Source organism: Microbacterium sp. cf332 (genome assembly GCF_900102175.1).
In the GTDB taxonomy this organism is placed as follows: domain Bacteria; phylum Actinomycetota; class Actinomycetes; order Actinomycetales; family Microbacteriaceae; genus Microbacterium.
This window is the reverse complement of record NZ_FNKN01000003.1, coordinates 348,453-370,728: the sequence shown is the minus strand read 5'-3', so window position 1 is coordinate 370,728 and position 22,276 is coordinate 348,453. Positions and strand designations below refer to the sequence as shown.

The following is a 22,276-nucleotide window of genomic DNA, read 5'->3' as shown; positions in this document are numbered from 1 at the left end:
AACAATGATAGGCGTCGCACGAGCGGCTTCAGACGACCTGAACCGTCCATATCACCTGCATCCGCCAGACCATGACGGCGACCGAGAGCGCTGCCACCCCGAGGATGACCGTGCTCCACCGGCTGCGTTCGATGAGGGCCCAGAAGACGGCGGCCGGCGGCAGCAGCACCGCCGAGACGAGGTAGACCCAGAACTCCAGCGCACTGCCGCTGGGCGGGTTGCCCACGAACGGCGCGACGATCGCCACCACGACCTGCGCGATCAGCAGTACCTCGACGAGGGCGAGCGACCCGACCGAGAGGTCGCTCGGGCGCCGGTTCGCCAGCCCGAGCCCGGTGCACAGCAGCCCCGCGGCGACGGCCACCACGACCTGCACGATCGTGAACACCGCGATCATGCGCCCTCCGCCATGTTCATGAGGCTTTTGACGTCGTCGCCCCGACGTCCCACGATCCCGACGAGTCGCCCGTCGGGATCTATGGCCGCGGGATTCACGCCCGTCAGCCGCTCCGCCGCGCCGACGAGCCGTTTGCCGTGACGCAGGTCACGGGCCTCGTCGGCGCTGACCGCGAAGGTACCCAAGACGGCCGCCGCGACGGCCGCGTCCGACAGAAGGGCGGCGTCGGGAAGGATCTCCGTCACCGCCTCCGCGACATCGAAGGGACCGATACGGGTGCGCCGCAGGGCAGTCAGGTGGCCGCCGACGCCGAGGTCGGCTCCGAGGTCGCGCGCGAGGGCGCGGATGTAGGTGCCGCTCGTGCAGTCGACGACGACGTCGACATCGAGGGCCCCGGCCGCATCGGCGCGGTCGACCGGGCGGACCTCGCCGATCTCGAATCGCGAGACCGTGACGCGCCGCGCCTTGAGCTCGACCTGCTCCCCGGCGCGGGCGAGGTCATAGGCTCGCTTCCCACCGACCTTGATCGCCGACACGGTACTGGGGATCTGGTCGATCTCGCCGGTCAGAGCCGCGACACCCCGCTCGATACCGGCGCGGTCGACCGCCGAGAGCGCGTGCTCCGTGGCCCGTCCGGTGACGGATCCGTCGGCGTCGTCCGAATCCGTCGAGACACCGAGTCGGATCGTCGCCTCGTACGTCTTGTCGAGTCCGACGATGTAGGTGAGCAGCCGCGTCGCGCCACCGACGCCCAGCACGAGCAGGCCGGTCGCCATCGGATCGAGCGTCCCGGCGTGTCCGATCTTGCGGGTGCCGAGCGCGCGACGAGCACGTGCGACGACGTCGTGACTGGTCATTCCGCCCGACTTGTCGACGAGCAGGATGCCGCGGGGGGCGGTTTCGGGCATGCTCTCCAGCCTACGGCGCCCTCCCCCCGGCCGCTGTCCGGTCAGTGGGTAGCGGTGACCGGCGCCCCGCGTGCGTCGTAGGCTGAATCGATGCCCGACCTCGCCCTGCCGCTCGCCGCGTGGTATCGCGACAATGCGCGCGATCTGCCCTGGCGCCGCGCCGGGTTCGGGGCGTGGGGCACGCTCGTCAGCGAGTTCATGCTCCAGCAGACACCCGTGAGCCGGGTCGTCCCCCTCCTCGAAGCGTGGCTCGCGCGCTGGCCGACACCCGGGGCCCTCGCCACCGCTGCGCCGGCCGATGCCGTGCGTCAGTGGGCGAACCTCGGGTACCCCCGCCGCGCACTCTGGCTGCACCGCGCCGCCGTCGAGATCCGCGACCGGCACTCCGGCGTCGTCCCTCGCGACGTGGACGACCTCCTCGCTCTGACCGGCATCGGCGACTACACCGCGCGCGCCGTCGCCGTCTTCGCATACGGTGACCGGCATCCCGTCGTCGACACGAACACCCGGCGCGTCATCGCCCGTGCCGTTCAGGGGCGCTCGCAGCCCGGCCCCGCCGCGAAACGCGACCTCGTCGACATGGCCGCGCTGCTGCCCGACGATGTCGCCGAGTCGGCGGTGGTCAATGCGGCCGCGATGGAACTCGGTGCGGTCGTGTGCACCGCTCGCTCACCCCGGTGCGAGGTCTGCCCCCTCGCCGACCGATGCGCGTGGCGCGCGGCGGGCTATCCGGACACCGGCGACACCCGCACCAAGCAGGCGCGATACGAGGGCAGCGACCGGCAGGCGCGCGGCGCCGTGCTCAAGGTCCTGCGTGCGGCCACGACCCACGATCTCGCCGCCGACGAGGTCATCGGCGACTGGGCCGACCCGACACAGCGCGACCGCGCGATCGACTCGCTCATCGCCGACGGTCTCGTCGAGGCGATCGACGGTCGGCTCCGGCTTCCTCGCTGACACGCCCGACGGGCCGGCCGGCGCGATGAAAAAGGGGGATGCCGCGCTGCTGCGGCACCCCCTCTCTCAGTCCTCGTCGTCGTCGGCCTCGCGAGGCTTGACGTAGGGGTCGGCCTCACCGGCATAGCTCGCGCCCGTCGCGGTGGCCGCTGTCGCGGCGTCCCGCTCGCGCGCCTCACGCAGGAGGTGCTCGATGTGCCCGGCGTTCTCGGGGATCGCATCGAGGATGAACTCCAGCGTCGGCGTCACGCGGACGCCGAGCTTGCGTCCGACCTCGCTGCGCAGCATCCCCGTCGCCGCACGCAGGGCGTCGGCCGAGTCGGTGCGCTCCTGGTCGGAGCCGTAGACGGTGTAGAACACCGAGGCGTGCTGCAGGTCACCCGTGACCCGCACGTCGGTGATGGTCACGAAACCGAGGCGCGGGTCGCGCAGCCCCTTCTCGAGGCGTTCCGCGACGAGCACGCGGATGCGGTCGGCCATACGTGACTGACGTTCGCTCGACATACCTTCTTCTCCTTCTTCCGGCCCGCACGGCGGCGGGCAGAGACAGCGACGGCGTTGGACGCCTCCGCGACGACCGCGATCCCGAAGGACCCGTCATCGCGGAGGCGCCCAACGCCGGAGCGCCTGACGAGCGTCAGCCGCGCGGCTTCTCCACCATCTCGGTCGTCTCGATCTCGTCGCCGATCTGGATGTCGTTGTACTTGCCGAGGCCGATACCCGCCTCGAAGTCCGTGCGGACCTCGGTGACATCGTCCTTGAAGCGGCGCAGCGACTCGATGGCCAGGCCATCGGCGAGCACGACGCCGTCGCGGATGACACGAGCCTTGGCGTTGCGCGTGATCGTTCCCGACCGCACGATGACACCGGCGATGTTGCCGAACTTCGAGGAGCGGAACACCTCGCGGATCTCGGCGACACCCGACTGGATCTCTTCGTACTCCGGCTTGAGCATGCCCGTGAGGGACTGCTCGACGTCGTCGATCGCGTTGTAGATGACCGAGTAGAACCGGACGTCGACACCCTCGCGGGCGGCGCGCTCACGGGCCTTCGTGTCGGGACGGACGTTGAATCCGATGACGATCGCGTTGTCGATCGTCGCCAGGTTGATGTCCGACTCGGTGATCGCACCCACGCCGCGGTGGATGATCCGCAGCTGCACGGAGTCGTCGACCTCGATCTTGAGCAGCGACTCCTCGAGGGCCTCGACGGCACCCGAGACGTCACCCTTGATGATGAGGTTGAGCGACTCGACCTTGCCCTCTTCGAGAGCGCGGGTGAAGTCCTCGAGCGAGATGCGCTTGCGGGCCTTGGCCAGCTGGGCGTTGCGCTCGGCAGCCTCACGCTTCTCGGCGATCTGGCGGGCCAGACGGTCCTCCTCGGTGACGATGAACACGTCGCCGGCACGGGGAACCGAGTTGAGACCCTGCACCTGCACCGGACGCGAAGGCCAGGCCTCCTCCACCGGGTCGCCGTTCTCGTCGATCATGGCGCGCACGCGGCCGTAGGCCGTACCCGCGACGATCGCATCGCCGACACGCAGCGTTCCGGACTGGATCAGCACCGTGGCGACCGAACCGCGACCCTTGTCGAGCTTCGCTTCGATCGCGACACCACGGGCCGCCTTGTTCGGGTTCGCCGTGAGGTCGAGACCGGCGTCGGCGGTGAGGAGGACCGCGTCCAGGAGCTCCTGGATGTTGGTGCCCTGTCGTGCCGACACGTCGACGAACATGACGTCTCCGCCGTACTCCTCGGCGACCAGGCCGTACTCGGTGAGCTGCTGACGGACCTTGGCCGGGTTGGCGTCGGGCTTGTCGACCTTGTTCACCGCGACCACGATCGGCACCTGGGCTGCCTGAGCGTGGTTCAGGGCCTCGACCGTCTGCGGCATGATGCCGTCGTCGGCCGCGACGACGAGGATCGCGATGTCGGTCACCTGAGCACCACGGGCACGCATGGCGGTGAACGCCTCATGGCCCGGGGTGTCGATGAAGGTGATCGCGCGCTCGATGCCCTCGTGCTCGGTCCAGACCTGGTACGCACCGATGTGCTGCGTGATACCGCCGGCCTCGCCCGCGACCACGTTGGTCTGACGGATCGCGTCGAGCAGTCGCGTCTTACCGTGGTCGACGTGTCCCATGACGGTGACCACGGGAGGACGGATCTCGAGGTCGTCCTCGCTCTCGGCGTCGAGCTCGGCCTCGAGGTCGAGACCGAAGCCCTCGAGGAGCTCTTTGTCCTCGTCCTCGGGGGAGACCATCTGGATCTTGTAGCCGAGCTCTTCGCCGAGCACCTCGAAGGTGGCCTCGTCGAGCGACTCGGTGGCCGTGGCCATCTCACCCAGGTTGAACAGGATCGTCACGAGCGTGCCGGGCTGAACGGTGTAGCCGCGCAGCGCCTCGAGCTTGTCCGCGAAGTCGGCGATCGAGGCGCCGCGGCGCAGGCGGATGATCTCGCCGTTGCCCTTCTGGACGTTGACGCCGCCGACGACCGGCGCCGACCGCATCTCGAATTCCTGCCGCTTGGCCCGACGCGACTTGCGCTGCTTGGACTTGCCGCCACCCTTTCCGAAGGCGCCGGCCGTACCACCGCCGGGACCACGGCCGCGGCCACCGCCACCGCCGGGACGACCGGCGAAGCCGCCACCGGGTGCGCCGCCGGGACGCTGGAAGCCGCCGCCGGCACCGCCGGGACGACCCGGACCGCCGGGACGCTGCTGGAAGGGCGCGCCGGGACGACCGCCGCCACCGGGACGACCCGCACCGCCGGGGCGCGGAGCACCGGGACGCGGCGCGCCGGGACGCGGGGCCTGCGGACGCGGGATGTTGCCGGGCGTGGGCCGCTGGCCCATGCCCTGCGCCGACGCGAAGGGGTTGTTGCCCGGGCGGGGACCGGCGGGACGCTGGCCCATGCCCTGCGAGGGAGCGAAGGGGTTGTTGCCGGGGCGGGCGCCACCGGGACGCGGCGGCTGCGACCCGCCGGGTGTCGGGCCGGCGGGCTTGGCCGGGCCGGGCTTGCCGGCGCCGGGGGTCGCTGCACCGGGGGTCGCTGCGCCGGGGGTGGGAGCCGACGGCGCCGCGGGCGAGGCCTGCGGGGCGGTGGATGCCGCCGGAGCGACCGACTCTGCTGCGGGAGCGGCCGGAGCCGATGCTGCGGGGGCTGCCGGGGTCGCGGGCCTGGCGGGGCCGGGCTTGACCGCCGGGCCCGGCTTCGCGCCGGCCGGGCCGGGACGACCGGCACCGGGGCGGGCGGCGCCGGGGCGCGCGCCGGAGGCCGCGGGGGCCGGGGCTGCAGCGGCGGCGCCGCCCTCAGCCTCGAGCGCAGCCCGGAGCTTGCGAGCCACGGGGGGCTCGATGGTGGACGAGGGGCTCTTGACGAATTCGCCGAGCTCCTTCAGCTTCGCGAGCGCGACTTTGCTGTCGACGCCGAGTTCGGAAGCGATCTCGTGTACGCGTGGTTTTGCCACAATTCTCCTGTCTGAAGGCCCACCCTCGGACAGGGGGGACCGTTTAAGCGCGGACGGGTCTCATTTCGAGCCGTTCACTTCGTGTCCATAGCCGTTCAGCCTTTGCGCTGGTGATCAATCGGGAAATCCTGCGTGTCCAGTGGGCCGGACACCCGCAGGGCTCGTCCGAACGCTCGGCGCCGCAGAGCGGCATCCATGCATTCGCGCGTCTCGTGCACCCACGCGCCCCTACCCGGGAGCGACGCGCCCCGATCTTCGATCAGGACCCCGTCGCGGGCCACGACTCGAAGGAGCGAGGACCGGGAGGCACGCGCGCGGCACCCCACGCACGTTCGAACAGGTTCCATTCTACCCCCTCGACCGGCGTGCCGGTTTCGTCACGACTCCAGGATCGAGTCGGGCTGGATGTCGATCTTCGCGCCCGTGAGCTTGGCGGCGAGACGGGCGTTCTGCCCTTCCTTGCCGATGGCCAACGACAGCTGGTAGTCGGGCACGAGGGCGCGGACGGCCTTGGTCGCGGCGTCGAGCACGAAGCTCGAGGTGACCTTGGCCGGCGACAGGGCGTTCGCGACGAACGCGGGGAGATCGGCGTTGTAGTCGATGATGTCGATCTTCTCGCCGCCGAGCTCCTCGGTCACCGCGCGCACGCGCCGACCGAGCTCGCCGATGCAGGCGCCCTTGGCATTGATGGAGGGATCGTTGGCCTTGACCGCGATCTTCGTGCGGTGTCCGGCCTCGCGTGCGAGCGAGGTGATCTCGACGAGACCGTTCGCGATCTCGGGGACCTCCATCGCGAACAGCTTCCGGACCAGACCCGGGTGTGTCCGCGAGACCGTGATCGACGGGCCCTTCGTGCCCTTGGACACCGAGGTGACGTAGACGCGCAGACGCGAGCCGTGACGGTATTCCTCGCCCGCGACCTGCTCCTCCGGCGGGAGAATGGCCTCGATCGTGCCGAGGTCGACGTGGACCATGCGCGGGTTCGGTCCCTGCTGGATGACGCCGGCGACGATATCGCCCTCCTTGCCACGGAACTCCCCCAGCACCGCGTCGTCGGCGATGTCGCGCAGACGCTGGCTGATGACCTGCTTCGCGGCGAAGGCGGCGATCCGGCCGAAGTCATCGGGGGTCGACTCCTCCTCGCCGACGACGACGTCCTCGTCGTCTCGGAGCGGGATGTAGATCGCCACATGGCCGGTCTTGCGGTCGAGCGACGCGCGGGCACCCTCGGGCAGCTCGCCGTCGGGCGAGGTGTGCTTCGCATACGCGGTGAGCACGGCCTGCTCGATGATGCGGACGAGTTCGTCGAAGGGGATCTCCTTCTCTCGCTCGACGGTGCGCAGCAGTGAGAGATCGATGTCCATGGGGGCCCTCCATATTCAGCTCTTGGCCGGGCGCGCCTCGCGCTCCCGGCATCCATCCAACGTTACCCGATGGCGCCGCGACCGCGCTGAGAGCGATCGCCGTTCCGCGGGGCCCGCACGCTCGATGGCCCGGAGATATCGATTCAGGCGCATACTGTTTTGAGGACCGGGCGACCCGCGCTGCGGGAAGACGCCCGATCGTGACATCGGTTGCGACGACGGCACAGCCGCCGCGACCGCGACGCGAAAGGAACCCCTTCATGACCACCACCGCCCACGCCGCCGTTCTCCACGGCCAGGACGCACCCTTCACCTTCGAGGACATCACCCTCGACGACATCCGGCCCGACGAGCTGCTCGTGCGCGTTGCGGCCACGGGTCTCTGCCACACCGACCTGGCCGTGCAGCACGGTCATATCCCGGCCGCCTTCCCCTTCGTCCTCGGCCACGAGGGCGCGGGCGTCGTCGAGCAGGTCGGCGACGCGGTGGCCGGCTACGCCGTCGGCGACAAGGTCGCCGTCTCGTTCGCGTCGTGCGGACACTGCACGAACTGCCTCACCGGCCGCGAGGCGTACTGCCGCAACTTCATGGCTCTCAATTTCGGCGGCGCCCGCGAGGACGGCTCCGCGACCATGACCGCCTCCGACGGATCGGCCGTCCACGGCTCGTTCTTCGGCCAGTCGTCGTTCGCGAGCCACGTCATCGTCGAGGCACGCAACGCCGTCAAGCTGCCCGCCGACGCCGACGTCGAGATCGCCGGTCCCCTCGGCTGCGGCGTGCAGACCGGCGCCGGAACGGTGCTGAACTCCCTCGACGTCCCCGCGGGCGCGTCCGTCGTCGTGACCGGCACGGGCGCCGTCGGCCTGTCGTCGATCATGGGGGCGAAGGTGGCGGGAGCGACGACGATCGTCGCCGTCGACATCATCCCCGAGCGACTGGAGTTCGCGGCCAAGCTCGGCGCGACCCACACCGTCAACAGCAAGGACGAGGATGCGGTCGCCCGCATCCTCGAGATCACCGGCGGCGTCGGCGCCGACTACGCGGTCGACACCACCGCCGTGCCCGCGGTCATCGACACGATCGTCGCGGCGACGGCCTTCGGAGCCAAGATCGCTCTCGTGGGCGTGCCGAAGCCCGGTGCGGAGATCTCGCTCGCCGCCGTCTCCGGCTCGGGCAAGACGTTCGTGGGGGCCATCGAGGGCGACGCGGTCCCCCAGAAGTTCATCCCCGAGATGCTCGCTCTGCACGCCGCCGGCCGCTTCCCGTTCGACGAGCTCATCACGAAGTACCCCTTCTCGGAGATCGAGCAGGCGATCGCCGACACCCAGTCGGGCAAGGCCGTCAAGGCCGTGCTCGTGATGGGCTGACCCGCGTCAGCGGGCCGGGTCGACGCATCGCGTCGCACTCCGGCCCGGGACCGGCGCTGGAAGCCCTCGAGGCCATAGGCTCGCGGGATGGGCGAACCCGTACACGACGCAGCGCGCGCCGTCGAACGGCAGCCGGCGGCTCGCGTGTTGGCCCGCGGTGGATACGTGGCCAACGGCATCGTGCATTTACTGATCGGCACTCTCATCATCGCCGTCGTCTTCGGCGGCGACCGCGACGCGGATCAGACCGGGGCCTTCCGCGCGGTGGCTGAACTGCCGCTCGGCTTCCTTGCCCTGTGGGCCATCGCCGCACTGCTGGCAGCACTGGGGACGTGGCATCTCGCCGAGGGCATGCTCGCCTCACGGCGTCGGCGCGGTGCCGCGGTGTGGGGCCTACGGGTCTCCGAGTGGGGCCAGGCGATCGTGTTCCTGTTCTTCGGCGGGCTGTCCGCCGCGGTGGCGCTCGGCGCCCGCCCGCAGGCAGACGAAGCCGCCCGCGATGCGAGCCGCGGCATCCTCGCCGTTCCGGGCGGCGTGTTCGCGATCGTGCTCGTCGGCGTCGGTGTCGCCATCGCCGGGGTGGTCTTCGTCGTCATGGGCGTCCGACGTTCGTTCCACTCCAAGATGACGATCCCCGATGGCGCCGTCGGCCGTGCCGTCGAGAGCCTCGGCATCGTGGGCTTCATCGCCAAGGGCGTCGCGCTGGCTTCGTTGGGGCTCGTGCTGATCGTCGCGGCCGTGCGGTCCCGCGCCGAGGAGGCGGGCAGTCTCGACGCCGCGATCCGGGCGCTCCTCGACCTCTCGTTCGGCCCGGAGATCGTCGTGATCGTCGGCGTCGGGCTCCTCGCCTACGGCGTCTTCACCGTCTTCCGCGCACGCTACGCCGACCTCTGAGGCCCGGCCTCTCGACGCAGCCCGCTTCGAGCTCACTTCGACGTATCGAGCGCACGAAGAAGTGCGCCGGATGCCGCGACATGCGCGGCATCCGGCGACGGAAGGCGCGATCAGCGGGCGGTGAGTCGAGCGACGGCGTCAGCGACCGCGACGGTCTCGCGCTCCCCCGTGCGCCGGTCCCACAGCTCGATCTGGCCGTCGGCGGCTCCGCGCCCGACGATGACGATGCGCGGCACGCCGACCAGCTCGGCGTCGCCGAACTTCACGCCGGGCGACACCTTCGGGCGATCGTCGTAGACGACATCGAGTCCGGCGGTCTCGAGGTCGGCCGACAGCTGCTCGGCGAGCTCGAACGCAGCAGCGTCGCGCCCCGTGGCGACCACGTGGACGTCGAACGGCGCGACCGACGCGGGCCAGATCAGACCGCGGTCATCGTTGTTGAGCTCGGCGATGATCGCGAGGATGCGGGTCACGCCGATGCCGTACGAGCCCATCGTGACCGTGACGAGCTTGCCGTTCTCGTCGAGGACCTTCAGCCCCAGCGCCTCGGCGTACTTGCGGCCGAGCTGGAAGACGTGGCCGATCTCCATGCCGCGCGCGATCGAGACCGGGCCCGAGCCGTCGGGAGCCGGGTCGCCCTCGCGCACCGTCGCGACCTCGACGAACGCATCGGCGGTGAAGTCACGACCGGCGACGAGCGAGTGGACGTGCTTCTGGTCGATGTTGGCGCCCGTGATCCACGAGGTCCCGTCGACGACGCGGGGGTCGAGGACGTAGCGGATGCCCGTGGCCGACTCCTCGCCGAGCACCAGGCCCTCGGGCGACCAAGGGCCGATGTAACCCTTGACCAGCAGCGGGTTCTTGGCGAAGTCCTCGGCTGTCGCCGGCTCGACCTCGGCCGGCGCGAAGGCGACCTCCACACGCTTGCCGTCGACGTCACGGTCGCCGGGCAGCCCCACGACGACGAGCTCCCGCGTACCGTCGAGGTGCGTGAGAGCGAGCACGACGTTCTTGAGCGTGTGCGCCGCGGTGAACTCACCCTCGAGGTTCGCGTTGACGTGTGCGACGAGCGTCTCGATCGTGGGGGTGTCAGGCGAGTCGAAGACGACCGGCTCGGGCAGCCCGTCGATCGGCCCGGCCTCGGGCACCACTGTCGTGAACGCCTCGACGTTCGCGGCATACCCGCCAGCGGAGCGCACGAACGAGTCCTCACCGACGGGGGTCGGGTGCAGGAACTCCTCCGAGCGCGAGCCGCCCATGGCGCCGGCATCCGCCTGCACGATGACGTATTCGAGACCGAGGCGCTGGAAGATGCGCTCGTACGCGTCGCGCTGGGCCTGATAGCTGGCCTCGAGGCCGGCGTCGTTCACGTCGAACGAGTACGCGTCCTTCATCGTGAACTCACGGCCGCGCAGCAGGCCGGCACGGGGACGCGCCTCGTCGCGGTACTTGTCCTGGATCTGGTAGATCGTCAGCGGCAGGTCCTTGTACGACGAGTACAGGTCCTTGACGAGGAGCGTGAACGCCTCCTCGTGGGTGGGAGCGAGCAGGTAGTCGCCGCCCTTGCGGTCCTGCAGGCGGAACAGCAGGTCGCCGTACTCTTCCCAGCGCCCCGTCGCCTCGTACGCCTCGCGCGGCATCAGTGCCGGGAAGTGCACCTCCTGCGCACCGGCGGCGGCCATCTCCTCACGCACGACGCGCTCGATCTTCGCCTTGACGCGCAGGCCGAGCGGCAGCCACGCGAAGATGCCCGCGGCCTGCGGCCGGATGTAGCCGGCGCGGATCAGCAGCTTGTGACTGGCGACCTCGGCGCCCGCGGGGTCTTCACGGAGGGTGCGGAGGAACAGGTGCGACATACGGGTGACCACGAGTCGAGTCTACGGATGCGGCGGGGCCGCGACGTGCGGTCACTCCCCTTCCGCGCTCCCGGACTCTGTCGTGTCCGGCACCGCCGAGAAGGTTCGCGGCCGCGCGAACTAATCTGAGCGGATGACGACCGTGCTGCTGACCGGATTCGAGCCGTTCGCCGGAGACGCGACCAATCCGTCGGGGGATGCCGTCCGCCGGGTCGCCGATCATTGGGAAGGGCCGGAACAGCTCGTCACCGCGGTCCTTCCCGTCGAGTTCGGCGGCGCTCGGCACCGACTGCTCGAGCTCATCGCGACGCACGACCCGGACGTCGTCATCGCGACGGGGCTCGCAGGCGGACGCATCGGCATCAGTGTCGAGCGCGTGGCCATCAATCTCATGGACGCGCGCATCCCCGACAACGCCGGCGACCAGCCGGTCGATGTCCCGTCATCGCCCGACGGGCCAGCCGCCCACTTCGCGACCCTGCCCGTCAAGGCGATCACCGCCGCGATCGCGGATGCCGGCATCCCCGCCGCCGTCTCGCACTCGGCGGGCACCTTCGTCTGCAACCACGCCATGTTCACCGCGCTCGATGTCAACGGCTCCGGGCACCGTCGCGCCGGTTTCATCCACGTTCCCTTCGCGGCCGAGCACGCGCCGCAGGGCCAGCCCGCGCTCCCCCTCGCCGACATCACCGAAGCCCTCCGCATCGCGCTGCGCACCGCACTCGACACCGACGTCGACACGTCGTACGCCGCCGGCACGATCGCCTAGCCCCCGCCCACCCCTCCCGACCCGCGAGACATCAGATGCGCCCCGAGACCGGCGGTAAAAGCCAGGGTCTCGGGGCGCATCTGTGGTCTCGATGTTCTCGGGACCGGAATGGAACCGATCTCAGGCGGTGACGACCTGCGCCGTGCCGAGGGGCGCGTCGGGGCCGAGCTCGTCGGCGATGCGGCGAGCCTCCTCGATGAGGGTCGCGACGATCTCCGACTCGGGCACGGTCTTGATCACCTCGCCCTTGACGAAGATCTGCCCCTTGCCATTGCCCGACGCGACGCCGAGATCGGCTTCGCGCGCCTCACCGGGTCCGTTGACGACGCACCCCATCACGGCGACGCGCAGCGGCACGGTGACGTCCTTCAACCCCGCCGTCACGTCGTCTGCGAGCGTATAGACGTCGACCTGCGCACGCCCGCACGAGGGGCACGACACGATCTCGAGCTTGCGCTCGCGCAGGTTGAGCGACTGCAGGATCTGGTGTCCGACCTTGACCTCCTCGGCCGGCGGCGCCGACAGCGAGACGCGGATGGTGTCGCCGATCCCTTCGCCGAGCAGGATGCCGAACGCGGTGGCGCTCTTGATGGTGCCCTGGAAGGCGGGACCCGCCTCGGTCACGCCGAGGTGCAGCGGCCAGTCACCGCGCTCGGCGAGCTGACGATAGGCCTTGACCATGACGATCGGGTCGTTGTGCTTGACCGAGATCTTGAACTCGTGGAAGTCGTGCTCCTCGAACAGCGACGCCTCCCACACGGCGCTCTCGACGAGGGCCTCGGGCGTCGCTTTGCCGTACTTCTCGAGCAGGCGGCGATCGAGCGAACCGGCGTTGACGCCGATGCGCAGCGAGACGCCGGCGGCCTTCGCCGCATTCGCGATGGCACCGACCTGGTCGTCGAACTTCCGGATGTTGCCGGGGTTGACGCGGACGGCCGCGCACCCGGCGTCGATCGCCTGGAAGACGTACTTCGGCTGGAAGTGGATGTCGGCGATGACCGGGATCTGGCTCTTCTTCGCGATGATGTGCAGGACATCGGCGTCGTCCTGCGACGGCACGGCCACGCGCACGATCTCGCATCCGGATGCCGTGAGCTCCGCGATCTGCTGCAGCGTCGCGTTGATGTCGGTGGTCGGCGTCGTCGTCATCGACTGCACGCTGACGGGGGCTCCTCCCCCGACGAGCACCTTCCCGACGCGGATCTGCCGGCTCTTGCGGCGGGGGGCGAGGACGTCCGGAACCTGGGGCATCCCGAGATTGACAGCTGGCACGGGCACAGCCTACGCGGCACCGCCGCTGGGCGGCTGGGAGCGCCGGAGCGCGGCGCCGCGCACGCGGGTGTGATAATTTCGGCCCATGCGCACGCGCCTCTCCTGGTGGCACACCGCCTAGGCGGTGTGTTCGACGTGCACACGTTTCAGACCGCCCGGCGTTGAAGGCCCGGCGGTCTTCTTCGTGGGGCGGGCGCTCCGACGAAGAAAGACGACGATGACCGGTTCTCTGCCGACCCTGACCGAGCTCGCGGCGAGCGGAGAGCCGTTCGCCCTCATCGCCCGCGACGGCGCGAACGTCGAGGTGCTGCGCGGCGACGTCGTCGACGTCGAGCTGCTGGCCGACATCCCGCTCGACGACGCCGACGGCACGCCGCGCGAAGTCCTCGCGCTCGTCCCGTTCCGCCAGGTCGTCGAGCGCGGCTTCGTCTGCCACGACGATCACGCGCCGCTGCGCTGCCTGCGCGTGACCGATCACGACTCGATGCCCCTGTCCGAGGCACTGCGGCAGCTGCCGTCCGAGCGAGTCCCCCTCGGGGACGCCGGCTTCGACATCTCTGACGACGAGTACGCCGATATCGTGCGGCGGGTCATCTCCGACGAGATCGGCCGGGGCGAGGGAGCCAACTTCGTCATCCGACGCGACTTCACGGCGACGGTCGAAACGGATGCCGTCACCGCGGGTCTCACGTGGTTCCGGGCCCTGCTGCAGCACGAGCGCGGCGCCTATTGGACGTTCCTCGTCGTCACCGACGGCCACGTCGCGGTCGGTGCGAGCCCGGAGGCGCACGTCAGCGCCCGCAGCGGCGCTCCCGCCGAGCCCGGCACGAGCGTCGTCACGATGAACCCCATCTCGGGAACGTTCCGTCACCCCCGGGGCGGCGCGACCGCTGAGACGCTGACGGAGTTCCTGTCGTCGACGAAGGAGACCGAAGAGCTCTTCATGGTCGTCGACGAGGAGCTGAAGATGATGTCGGCGGTGTGCTCCGACGGTGGCCGCATCACGGGCCCGCATCTCAAGGAGATGTCGCGTCTGACCCACACCGAGTACATGCTCCGGGGCTCCAGCACGATGGATCCGCGCGACATCCTTCGCGAGACGATGTTCGCCCCGACGGTCACCGGCTCGCCGATGCAGAACGCCTGCACGGTGATCGCGCGGCACGAGCGCACCCCCCGCGGCTACTACTCCGGCGTCGCGGCGCTCTTCACCCCCGCAGCGGCCGGTGGTCATGATCTCGACGCCCCCATCCTCATCCGGACGGCCTACCTCGTCGACGGCCGACTGCGGGTCCCCGTCGGCGCGACGCTGGTGCGGCATTCCGACCCTGCCGGCGAGGTCGGCGAGACCCACGGCAAGGCGGCGGGCGTCCTCGGCGCCATCGGCGCCGTCGACCGTGACGAGGTCCCGGCGCCCATCGCCCGGACCGCCGCCGTCGACGAGGACGCCCCGGCGCCCGACCCACGCCCGCGGCTCGGCGACGACCCCGCGATCGCCGCCCTGCTCGCCTCCCGCAACGCGCGTCTCGCGCAGTTCTGGCTCGACCCCCAGGCCGCCGAGGGCGGTCCCTACGCCGGCCGCGAGGTCCTCGTCGTCGACGCCGAAGACCGGTTCACGACGATGCTCGGCCACCAGCTGCATCATCTGGGTTTCGCGGTGCGCATCGCGCCGTGGCATGAGGTGACAGACGCGGCAGTCGATGAGGCCGGTCTGGTCGTCTTCGGGCCCGGGCCGGGCGACCCCCGCGACGGCACGAACGCCCGGATCGCGCGCATGCGTGAGCTCGTCGCCCGTCGAGCCGACGCGGGCAGCCCGCTGCTGGCCGTGTGCCTGAGCCACCAGATCCTCGCGGACCGCCTGGGGATCGGACTCGCTCCGCTCGCGTCGCCGCACCAGGGCCTGCAGAAGAGCGTCGACGTCTTCGGGATGCCGGCGTCGATCGGCTTCTACAACACCTTCACGGCACGCGTCGCCCCCGGCACCACCGAGCTGGGCGGCACCGAGATCGCTGCCGATCCCTCATCGGGTGACGTCTACGCGCTGCGCGGGCCCGGGTACGCATCCGTGCAGGGGCACCTCGAGTCGATCCTCTCGCGCGACGGCCTGCCGACGCTCGAACGGCTCATCGGATTCGCCCTGGGGCCCGTCCCGGCCTGACGTGCGCCGTCCCGGCGAGGAACGTCAGCCGAGGATCGAGATCGGGTTGAACACGTCCGCGAGGATGAGCGTGCCGCCCATCACGATGAGGCCGATCACGACGACGAACGTCACCGGAACGAGCTTCGTCGCGTCGACCGGTCTCGGCTTCGGCCTGCCGGCGATCTTCGCCCACACCCGTTTGAGCCCGTCCCACAGCGCAACGACGACATGACCGCCGTCGAGGGGCAGCAGGGGGAGCAGGTTGAAGACGAAGAGCGCGATGTTGAGCGACCCGAGCAGGCTCAGCAGGTCGACGACGCGGTCCTGGACCGGCGCCTCGGTCGCGGCGACCTCCCCCGCGATGCGACCAGCGCCCACGACCGACAGCGGCCCGTTCGGGTCGCGTTCCCCGCCCGTCACGAGAGCGACTCCGGTCTCATAGACCTTGACCGGCAGCTGCCAGATGACGCTCGCAACGGCCCCGAGGCGCTCGACCGCCGCTTGCGGTCCGGTCCAGATCGGCTGCGGCACGTTGATCCGCGTTCCCGTCATACCGACGAACCCGACCTCTTTGACCTCGGTCCCGCCGTCGGCCGTGGCCACCGGCCGTTCGGCGGCGATCGGCGTGACGCTCAGCGTCACCCGCTGCCCGGCGCGCTCCACGACGATCGGGATGGTGCGTCCCGGCGATGCCTGGACGATGGACGTCGCCTCGACGTAGCCCTCCACCTCGGTCCCGTCGACGGCGACGATGACGTCTCCGGGACGGATGCCGCCCGCCGCGGCGGGTGAGACGGGATCGCCGGGCTCGCATGTCGTGCGCTCGACGCCGGCCGGAACGACGCACTCGTTCACGCCGGCGATCGTGGTGGAGACGCTCGGCAGCCCGATGGCGCTCAGCGCGATGCCGAACAGCACCATGGCGAGCACGAGGTTCATGAACGGGCCGCCGACCATGATGATCACGCGCTTCCATACGGCGAGCTGGTAGAAGGCCGGGCGCGTGTCGTTCTCGACGAGCGTCTCGGCGTTGGCCAGGCGGGCGTCCTGCACCATCGCGCCGAAGAACCGGCCGCTGCGGCGCGCGGCCGCGTCGGGTTCGTCGGGCGACGGCGGGTACATGCCCGACATCGAGATGTAGCCGCCGAGCGGCAGCGCTTTGACCCCGTACTCGGTCTCGCCGAAGCGTCGTGACCAGAGCGTGGGTCCGAGGCCGATCATGTAGCGGCCGACGCGGACTCCGAAGACCTTCGCGGGGACGAGATGGCCGACCTCGTGCAGTGCGATCGACACGGCGAGCCCGACCACGAGCAGGAGGACGCCGACGACGAAAGCGAGAACGGTCACGAGCGGTCAGATTACCCGCCGTGCCTTTGAATTGTCCCAGGCTCTAAACTCGGACCATGGAGCGGGCCGGGGGTGCGAGATCGCGCCGTGGGCGCGCCGTCCGCGGCAGCATCTCCGCCGGGATCGCCACGATACTCGCCGCCACCGCCCACACGATCTCAGGCGGTCTGGCTCCGCTGTGGCTCATCGTCGCGGCCACCCTGCTGGCCGCTCCGATCGCGGTCTTCCTCGCCGGACGGACGCCGTCGCTGTGGCGTACCGGCTTGGTCGTCCTGGCGAGTCAGGGCCTGTTCCACACCTTCTTCTCCCTCGCCGGATCGGCGACCGCCCCCGTCCTCGCGCCGCACGTGCACACGACCGGACTGCCCGCGGCGGCACCCCTCGCCCACGTTCATGCCGGTGCCGGTGCCGGGATGACGGCGACCCATGTGCTGGCCGCAGTGATCACGGTCGCGGCACTCGCGCTCGGGGAGCGCGTCGTTCGCAGCATCCTGGGCGGGCTGCGCCGTCTGGCACGGCTCCTCGCATCGCCCATCCCGCCTCCGACGTCGCCGAGGCCTCGCGCTGTCGGCGAGCGCTGTGTCCTCCCCGCGCGTCTCCTGCGTTCCTCGCTGTCTCTCCGGGGTCCTCCGGTCGCGTTCGCATGACCTCACCCCTTCCCCTCCCCGCGGGCGCACGGAACGCGCCCGCTCATTCTGAGAGACGAAAATGACCCGCACCATCTCCGCGCGCCGCCGCGCGCGCCTGGCCGTCGGCGTGACCGCCGGCGCCGCCCTCGCCATCGCCCTCCCGCTCGCCGCCTCCGCCCACGTGCACGTGACGCCCGAGGACGTCGCCGCCAACGGCTCGACCCGCATCGACTTCTCGTTCAGCCACGGCTGCGACGGGTCTCCGACGACCGCGCTGGTGGTCGACATCCCCGCCGAGGCGCAGGGCGCGACGCCCGTCATCGACGGGGCGTGGACCATCACGACCGAGACCGGCGACGCGGGCATCCCGACCCAGATCACCTACACCGCCGTCACCCCCATCCCGGACGCGTACGCCGCCTCGGCGGGGATGAACGTCATCTTCCCGGCGTCGGCCGAAGGCGAGAGCTTCGCCTTCCCCGTCACCCAGCAGTGCGAGACGGGCGAGGCTCCCTGGACCCAGATCGCCGAAGACGGCGAGGACCCGCACGACCTCGAGTACCCGGCGCCCGTGGTGCTCGTCGGCGCGGCTGCCGCGGACGAGCACGGCGGACATGAGGGCGACCACGCGTCGTCCGACGCGGCCGACGCGGAGACCGCGGCCTCGACCACCACCGCCGCCGATCCTCTGCCGATCTGGCTCTCGGCAGGCGCCCTCGTGGTCGCCGCGATCGCGCTCGTGCTCGCCATCGCGCGACGCCGGGCCTGAACACGCCGGGGCGGTCGTGACCTCCGACGCGGCTGCCCCGGAACCGGGATGACACAATGGCAGCAATGCCTACCGACGCCCCGAATCTCCCTCCCGTTCTCCGACCCGAGAGTCCGCCGCGCCGCTCCCTGACAGAGCTCGCCGCGCACGTCGGCGGTCGGATCATCGGCGATGCCGACGGTGTCTCCGTCAGCGGCATCACCCTCGCCACGGCCGATCTGCGTGCCGGCGAGGCCTTCGTCGCGATCCGGGGTGCCACCCGCCACGGCGCGGAGTTCGCCCGGACCGCCGCGCAGACGGGAGCCGCCGCGATCGTCACGGACGCCGCGGGCGCCGAGCTCGCGGCCGACGTCGGTCTGCCGATCGTCGTGGTCGACGATCCCCGCGCCCGGCTCGGCGAGCTGTCGGCCTGGGTGTACGGCACCGGCCGCGAAGACCGCCTGCCGCTGCTGTTCGCGACGACCGGCACCAACGGCAAGACGAGCGTGTCGCACCTCATCGAGGGCATCCTCGGGCAGCTCGGCGCCGTCACAGGCCTCTCGTCCACCGCCGAGCGTCACATCGCCGGCGAGGTCATCGTCTCGCGGCTGACGACGCCCGAGGCGTCCGAGTTCCACGCCCTGCTCGCCCTCATGCGCGAGCGCGGCGTCGAGGCTGTGGCCGTGGAGGTCAGTGCCCAGGCGCTCACGCGGCACCGCGTCGACGGGGTCGTGTTCGACGTCGCCGGCTTCACCAACCTCTCGCACGACCACCTCGACGACTACCGCGACATGGCCGAGTACTTCGAGGCGAAGCTCCCCCTGTTCCGCGCGGACCGGTCGCGACGAGGCGTGGTCTGCCTCGATTCCGAGGCCGGCGCCCAGATCGCCGCGCGCGCGGAGATCCCGGTGACGACCATCATCACCCCCGCGATCGCCGAGACGCCGTCCGCTACGGCCGACTGGACGGTCGAGATCGTCGAGGAGCGCCAGAACGGCACGGAGTTCCGGCTCGTCGGAGCCGCCGGACGCGTGCTGACGACGACGGTGCCCGTCATCGGCCGCCACATGGCCGCCAACGCCGGTCTCGCGATCGTGATGCTGCTCGAGGGCGGCTACGCGTGGGACGACCTCGTGCGAGCGCTCGACGGCGAGCGCATCGTGGCTCACCTGCCCGGCCGCACGCAGCGCGTCTCGGGAGAGCGCGGACCCGCCGTCTACGTCGACTTCGGGCACTCCCCCGACGCGTTCGAGAAGACTCTCGCGGCCGTGCGACGCGTGACCCCGGGCACCGTCGTCATGCTCTTCGGGGCGGACGGCGACCGTGACAAGACGAAGCGGCACGACATGGGCGCGACCGCCGTCCTGGGCAGCGACATCCTGATCGTGACCGACCACCACCCGCGCTTCGAAGACCCCGACGCGATCCGCGCGACCCTGCTCGAGGGGGCTCGACGGGCACGGCCGGATGCCGACATCCGCGAGTCCTCACCGCCGGAGAAGGCGATCGTCGAGGCCGTCTCGCTCGTCGGGGAGGGCGACGCCATCCTGTGGGCCGGTCCGGGACACCAGGACTATCGAGACATCCGAGGGCAGCGCACGCCCTACTCGGCGCGCGAGCTCGCGCGGCGAGCGCTGCGCGAGGCCGGCTGGCCCGTGCCGGAGCCCAGCTGGGCGGTCCCGTACCCCGACTGAGCGCGTTTGTGGTCGGACCACTGTGAAAAACAGTCGGTCCGGTGACGTCCTGTGCCCCGCGTGCACGAACTACGTCGTGCCGTGGCACCCGGCGTAGCGTCGGCCTCAGGCACGCCGCGGCAGGCACGATTAGGGCCTCCCCCGCTTACGGCGGGCCTTCGACAGGACGAAGGACCCACGATGAGCACAGTCATCCCGAACCCGACAGCACACGACGACGACGCGGTCCCCGCGGCGTGGGCGGGCTTCGCCCCGGGCCCGTGGCAGGACGACATCGACGTCCGCGACTTCATCCAGCGCAACTACGAGCCCTACACCGGTGACGCCGCGTTCCTGGTCGGACCGACCGCACGCACGACGGGGCTCTGGGACACGCTCAGCGAGATGTTCCCGGCCGAGCGCGAGCGGGGCGTGTACGACGTCGACGCCCTGACCCCGTCGACCATCACGTCGCACGCCCCGGGCTACATCCGCCAAGAGGACGAGCTGATCGTCGGCCTGCAGACCGATGCGCCGCTGCGCCGTGCGATCATGCCGAACGGCGGATGGCGTATGGTCGCGGGGGCCCTCGAGACGTACGGCTACCCCGTCGACCCGACCCTCGAGACGATCTTCACGCGCTATCGCAAGACCCACAACGACGGCGTCTTCGACGTCTATCCGCCAGCCGTCCGCCGCGCCCGCAGCAGCCACATCATCACGGGCCTCCCCGACGCCTACGGCCGCGGCCGGATCATCGGCGACTACCGGCGCGTCGGTCTCTACGGCACCGATGCCCTCGTGTCCGCGAAGAAGGTCGAGCGTGCCGAGCTCGACATGCAGCCCTCGACCGAGGGCATCCTGCGATCGCGCGAGGAGAACGCCGAGCAGATCCGGGCGCTGCACGAGCTCGCCGAGATGGCCGCGACGTACGGCTTCGATCTCACCCGTCCCGCCGCCTCGGCGCGTGAGGCGATCCAGTGGCTCTACTTCGCGTACCTCGGCGCCGTGAAGGAGCAGAACGGCGCCGCGATGAGCCTCGGACGGAACACCTCGTTCCTCGACGCCTACATCCAGCGGGACATCGCGATTGGCCTCCTCACCGAGACGGAGGCCCAGGAGCTCGTCGACGATCTGGTCATCAAGCTCCGCATCGTCCGGTTCCTGCGCACACCCGAGTACGACGCGCTCTTCTCGGGTGACCCGACCTGGGTGACCGAGTCGATCGGCGGCGTCGGCGAGGACGGTCGCACGCTCGTGACGAAGACCGCCTTCCGCTTCCTGCAGACGCTCTACAACCTCGGCCCCGCGCCCGAGCCCAACCTGACGGTGCTGTGGAGCGACGCGCTGCCCGACGGCTTCAAGGAGTTCTGCGCGCAGGTCTCGATCGACACCTCGTCGATCCAGTACGAGTCCGACGACCACATCCGCGCACTGTGCGGCGACGACGCGGCCATCGCGTGCTGCGTCTCGCCGATGACGGTCGGCAAGCAGATGCAGTTCTTCGGGGCTCGGGTCAACCTCGCCAAGACGCTCCTGTACGCCGTCAACGGCGGACGCGACGAGGTGAGCGGCAAGCAGATCGCACCGGCCGCCGCCCCGGTCTCGGGAGACGTGCTCGTGTACGACGACGTGCGCGAGCGCTTCCGGGTGATGATGGAGTGGCTCGCCGAGACGTACGTCGACGCGCTCAACTGCATCCACTTCATGCACGACAAGTACGCCTACGAGCGTCTCGAGATGGCTCTGCACGACGGCAACGTCCTGCGCACCATGGCGTGCGGCATCGCCGGACTGTCGGTCGCCGCCGACTCGCTCTCGGCCATCAAGTACGCGACCGTCGAGCCGGTGCGCGACTCCTCGGGCCTCGTCGTCGACTACCTCGTCCACGGCGACTTCCCCACCTTCGGCAACGACGACGACCGCGTCGACGAGATCGCCCGCGAGCTCGTGTCCGACTTCATGTCGATGATCCGCAAGCACCCGACGTACCGCGACGCGGTTCACACGCAGTCGGTGCTGACGATCACCTCGAACGTCGTCTACGGCAAGGCGACGGGCAACACCCCCGACGGCCGCCGCGCCGGCCAGCCCTTCGCCCCGGGCGCGAACCCCATGAACGGTCGCGACACGCACGGGATGCTGGCGGCCGCACTCTCGGTCGCGAAGCTCCCGTTCGATCAGGCTCAGGACGGCATCTCGCTGACCACCACGGTCACACCGGGCGGGCTCGGACGCACGCCCGACGAACGGGTGCGCAACCTCGTGGGGCTGCTCGACGCGCAGATGACGTCGGACGGATATCACCTCAACGTCAACGTGCTGACGCGCGAGACGCTCGAGGACGCGATGGTCAACCCCGACAAGTATCCGCAGCTGACCATCCGGGTATCCGGTTACGCGGTCAACTTCGTGCGCCTGACCCGCGAGCAGCAGCTCGACGTGCTCAGCCGCACCTTCCACACGGGGGTCTGACTCCCGTGTCCGCC

General features: G+C 70.6%; 18 protein-coding genes. 9 read left to right on the top strand and 9 right to left on the bottom strand.

The window, feature by feature from the left end; all coding sequences use genetic code 11:
- Positions 1 to 28 precede the first annotated feature (28 nt).
- Both BLT21_RS13320 and truB read right to left on the bottom strand, forming a co-directional pair.
- Entirely contained in the window at positions 29 to 397 is a 369-nt protein-coding gene (locus BLT21_RS13320; RefSeq protein ID WP_091502917.1) for a hypothetical protein, read from the bottom strand.
- Complete coding sequence (gene truB, locus BLT21_RS13315) at positions 394 to 1,305, bottom strand: tRNA pseudouridine(55) synthase TruB (RefSeq protein ID WP_091502915.1); 912 nt, start codon at positions 1,303 to 1,305, stop codon at positions 394 to 396. Before truB ends, BLT21_RS13320 begins: the two co-directional genes overlap by 4 nt.
- Before the next feature lie 90 nt (positions 1,306 to 1,395).
- Here truB and BLT21_RS13310 point away from each other — a divergent pair, with 90 nt between their 5' ends.
- Positions 1,396 to 2,262 (top strand): HhH-GPD family protein, encoded by an 867-nt coding sequence (locus tag BLT21_RS13310; protein ID WP_091502913.1) that lies wholly within the window; start codon positions 1,396 to 1,398, stop codon positions 2,260 to 2,262.
- Between the two features lie 66 nt (positions 2,263 to 2,328).
- On the opposite strand, the gene rbfA is transcribed toward BLT21_RS13310, so the two are convergent.
- From rbfA to nusA, 4 genes are all read right to left on the bottom strand, one after another.
- The gene (gene rbfA, locus BLT21_RS13305) at positions 2,329 to 2,766 is read right to left on the bottom strand and encodes a 30S ribosome-binding factor RbfA (protein ID WP_091502911.1); all 438 of its coding nucleotides are present in this window, start codon (positions 2,764 to 2,766) and stop codon (positions 2,329 to 2,331) included.
- A 133-nt stretch (positions 2,767 to 2,899) separates the two neighbouring features.
- Entirely contained in the window at positions 2,900 to 5,728 is a 2,829-nt protein-coding gene (gene infB / locus BLT21_RS13300; protein WP_091502909.1) for a translation initiation factor IF-2, read from the bottom strand.
- 95 nt (positions 5,729 to 5,823) lie between these two features.
- Complete coding sequence (locus BLT21_RS13295; RefSeq protein ID WP_091502907.1) at positions 5,824 to 6,075, bottom strand: YlxR family protein; 252 nt, start codon at positions 6,073 to 6,075, stop codon at positions 5,824 to 5,826.
- A 30-nt stretch (positions 6,076 to 6,105) separates the two neighbouring features.
- Positions 6,106 to 7,092 (bottom strand): transcription termination factor NusA, encoded by a 987-nt coding sequence (gene nusA / locus BLT21_RS13290; protein WP_091502905.1) that lies wholly within the window; start codon positions 7,090 to 7,092, stop codon positions 6,106 to 6,108.
- Positions 7,093 to 7,352: 260 nt separating this feature from the next.
- Between nusA and BLT21_RS13285 the strand changes: the two genes are divergently transcribed.
- Together BLT21_RS13285 and BLT21_RS13280 are read left to right on the top strand one after the other, a co-directional pair.
- Entirely contained in the window at positions 7,353 to 8,459 is a 1,107-nt protein-coding gene (locus BLT21_RS13285) for an NAD(P)-dependent alcohol dehydrogenase (RefSeq protein ID WP_091502903.1), read from the top strand.
- A gap of 87 nt (positions 8,460 to 8,546) precedes the next feature.
- Positions 8,547 to 9,353 carry a DUF1206 domain-containing protein gene (locus tag BLT21_RS13280; RefSeq protein WP_091502901.1) on the top strand — a complete coding sequence of 269 codons (807 nt, stop codon included), beginning with the start codon at positions 8,547 to 8,549 and terminating at the stop codon, positions 9,351 to 9,353.
- A 110-nt stretch (positions 9,354 to 9,463) separates the two neighbouring features.
- Here BLT21_RS13280 and BLT21_RS13275 read toward each other — a convergent pair whose 3' ends face one another.
- Positions 9,464 to 11,221, bottom strand: coding sequence for a proline--tRNA ligase (locus BLT21_RS13275; RefSeq protein WP_091502899.1), 1,758 nt, complete (start codon positions 11,219 to 11,221; stop codon positions 9,464 to 9,466).
- A gap of 121 nt (positions 11,222 to 11,342) precedes the next feature.
- Here BLT21_RS13275 and pcp point away from each other — a divergent pair, with 121 nt between their 5' ends.
- Positions 11,343 to 11,978: a pyroglutamyl-peptidase I gene (gene pcp, locus BLT21_RS13270; protein WP_176786913.1), complete on the top strand. Its 636-nt coding sequence runs from the start codon at positions 11,343 to 11,345 to the stop codon at positions 11,976 to 11,978.
- A gap of 120 nt (positions 11,979 to 12,098) precedes the next feature.
- Here the strand turns inward: pcp and ispG are convergent, their stop codons facing one another.
- Positions 12,099 to 13,229 (bottom strand): flavodoxin-dependent (E)-4-hydroxy-3-methylbut-2-enyl-diphosphate synthase, encoded by a 1,131-nt coding sequence (ispG, locus tag BLT21_RS13265; RefSeq protein WP_091502897.1) that lies wholly within the window; start codon positions 13,227 to 13,229, stop codon positions 12,099 to 12,101.
- A gap of 238 nt (positions 13,230 to 13,467) precedes the next feature.
- Between ispG and BLT21_RS13260 the strand changes: the two genes are divergently transcribed.
- On the top strand, positions 13,468 to 15,408 hold the full coding sequence (locus tag BLT21_RS13260; protein ID WP_091502895.1) for an anthranilate synthase family protein: 1,941 nt from the start codon (positions 13,468 to 13,470) through the stop codon (positions 15,406 to 15,408).
- A gap of 24 nt (positions 15,409 to 15,432) precedes the next feature.
- Here the strand turns inward: BLT21_RS13260 and BLT21_RS13255 are convergent, their stop codons facing one another.
- Positions 15,433 to 16,737 carry a M50 family metallopeptidase gene (locus tag BLT21_RS13255; RefSeq protein WP_091502893.1) on the bottom strand — a complete coding sequence of 435 codons (1,305 nt, stop codon included), beginning with the start codon at positions 16,735 to 16,737 and terminating at the stop codon, positions 15,433 to 15,435.
- Positions 16,738 to 16,793: 56 nt separating this feature from the next.
- Here BLT21_RS13255 and BLT21_RS13250 point away from each other — a divergent pair, with 56 nt between their 5' ends.
- The 4 genes from BLT21_RS13250 (at position 16,794) to pflB (ending at position 22,262) form a co-directional block, all read left to right on the top strand.
- Complete coding sequence (locus tag BLT21_RS13250; RefSeq protein ID WP_091502891.1) at positions 16,794 to 17,384, top strand: hypothetical protein; 591 nt, start codon at positions 16,794 to 16,796, stop codon at positions 17,382 to 17,384.
- Positions 17,385 to 17,445: 61 nt separating this feature from the next.
- Positions 17,446 to 18,135: a DUF1775 domain-containing protein gene (locus BLT21_RS13245; RefSeq protein WP_091502889.1), complete on the top strand. Its 690-nt coding sequence runs from the start codon at positions 17,446 to 17,448 to the stop codon at positions 18,133 to 18,135.
- A gap of 65 nt (positions 18,136 to 18,200) precedes the next feature.
- Positions 18,201 to 19,808: a Mur ligase family protein gene (locus BLT21_RS13240; RefSeq protein WP_091502887.1), complete on the top strand. Its 1,608-nt coding sequence runs from the start codon at positions 18,201 to 18,203 to the stop codon at positions 19,806 to 19,808.
- Positions 19,809 to 19,988: 180 nt separating this feature from the next.
- Positions 19,989 to 22,262, top strand: a complete 2,274-nt coding sequence (pflB, locus tag BLT21_RS13235; protein WP_091502885.1) for a formate C-acetyltransferase — start codon at positions 19,989 to 19,991, stop codon at positions 22,260 to 22,262.
- The last annotated feature ends 14 nt before the right edge of the window (positions 22,263 to 22,276 follow it).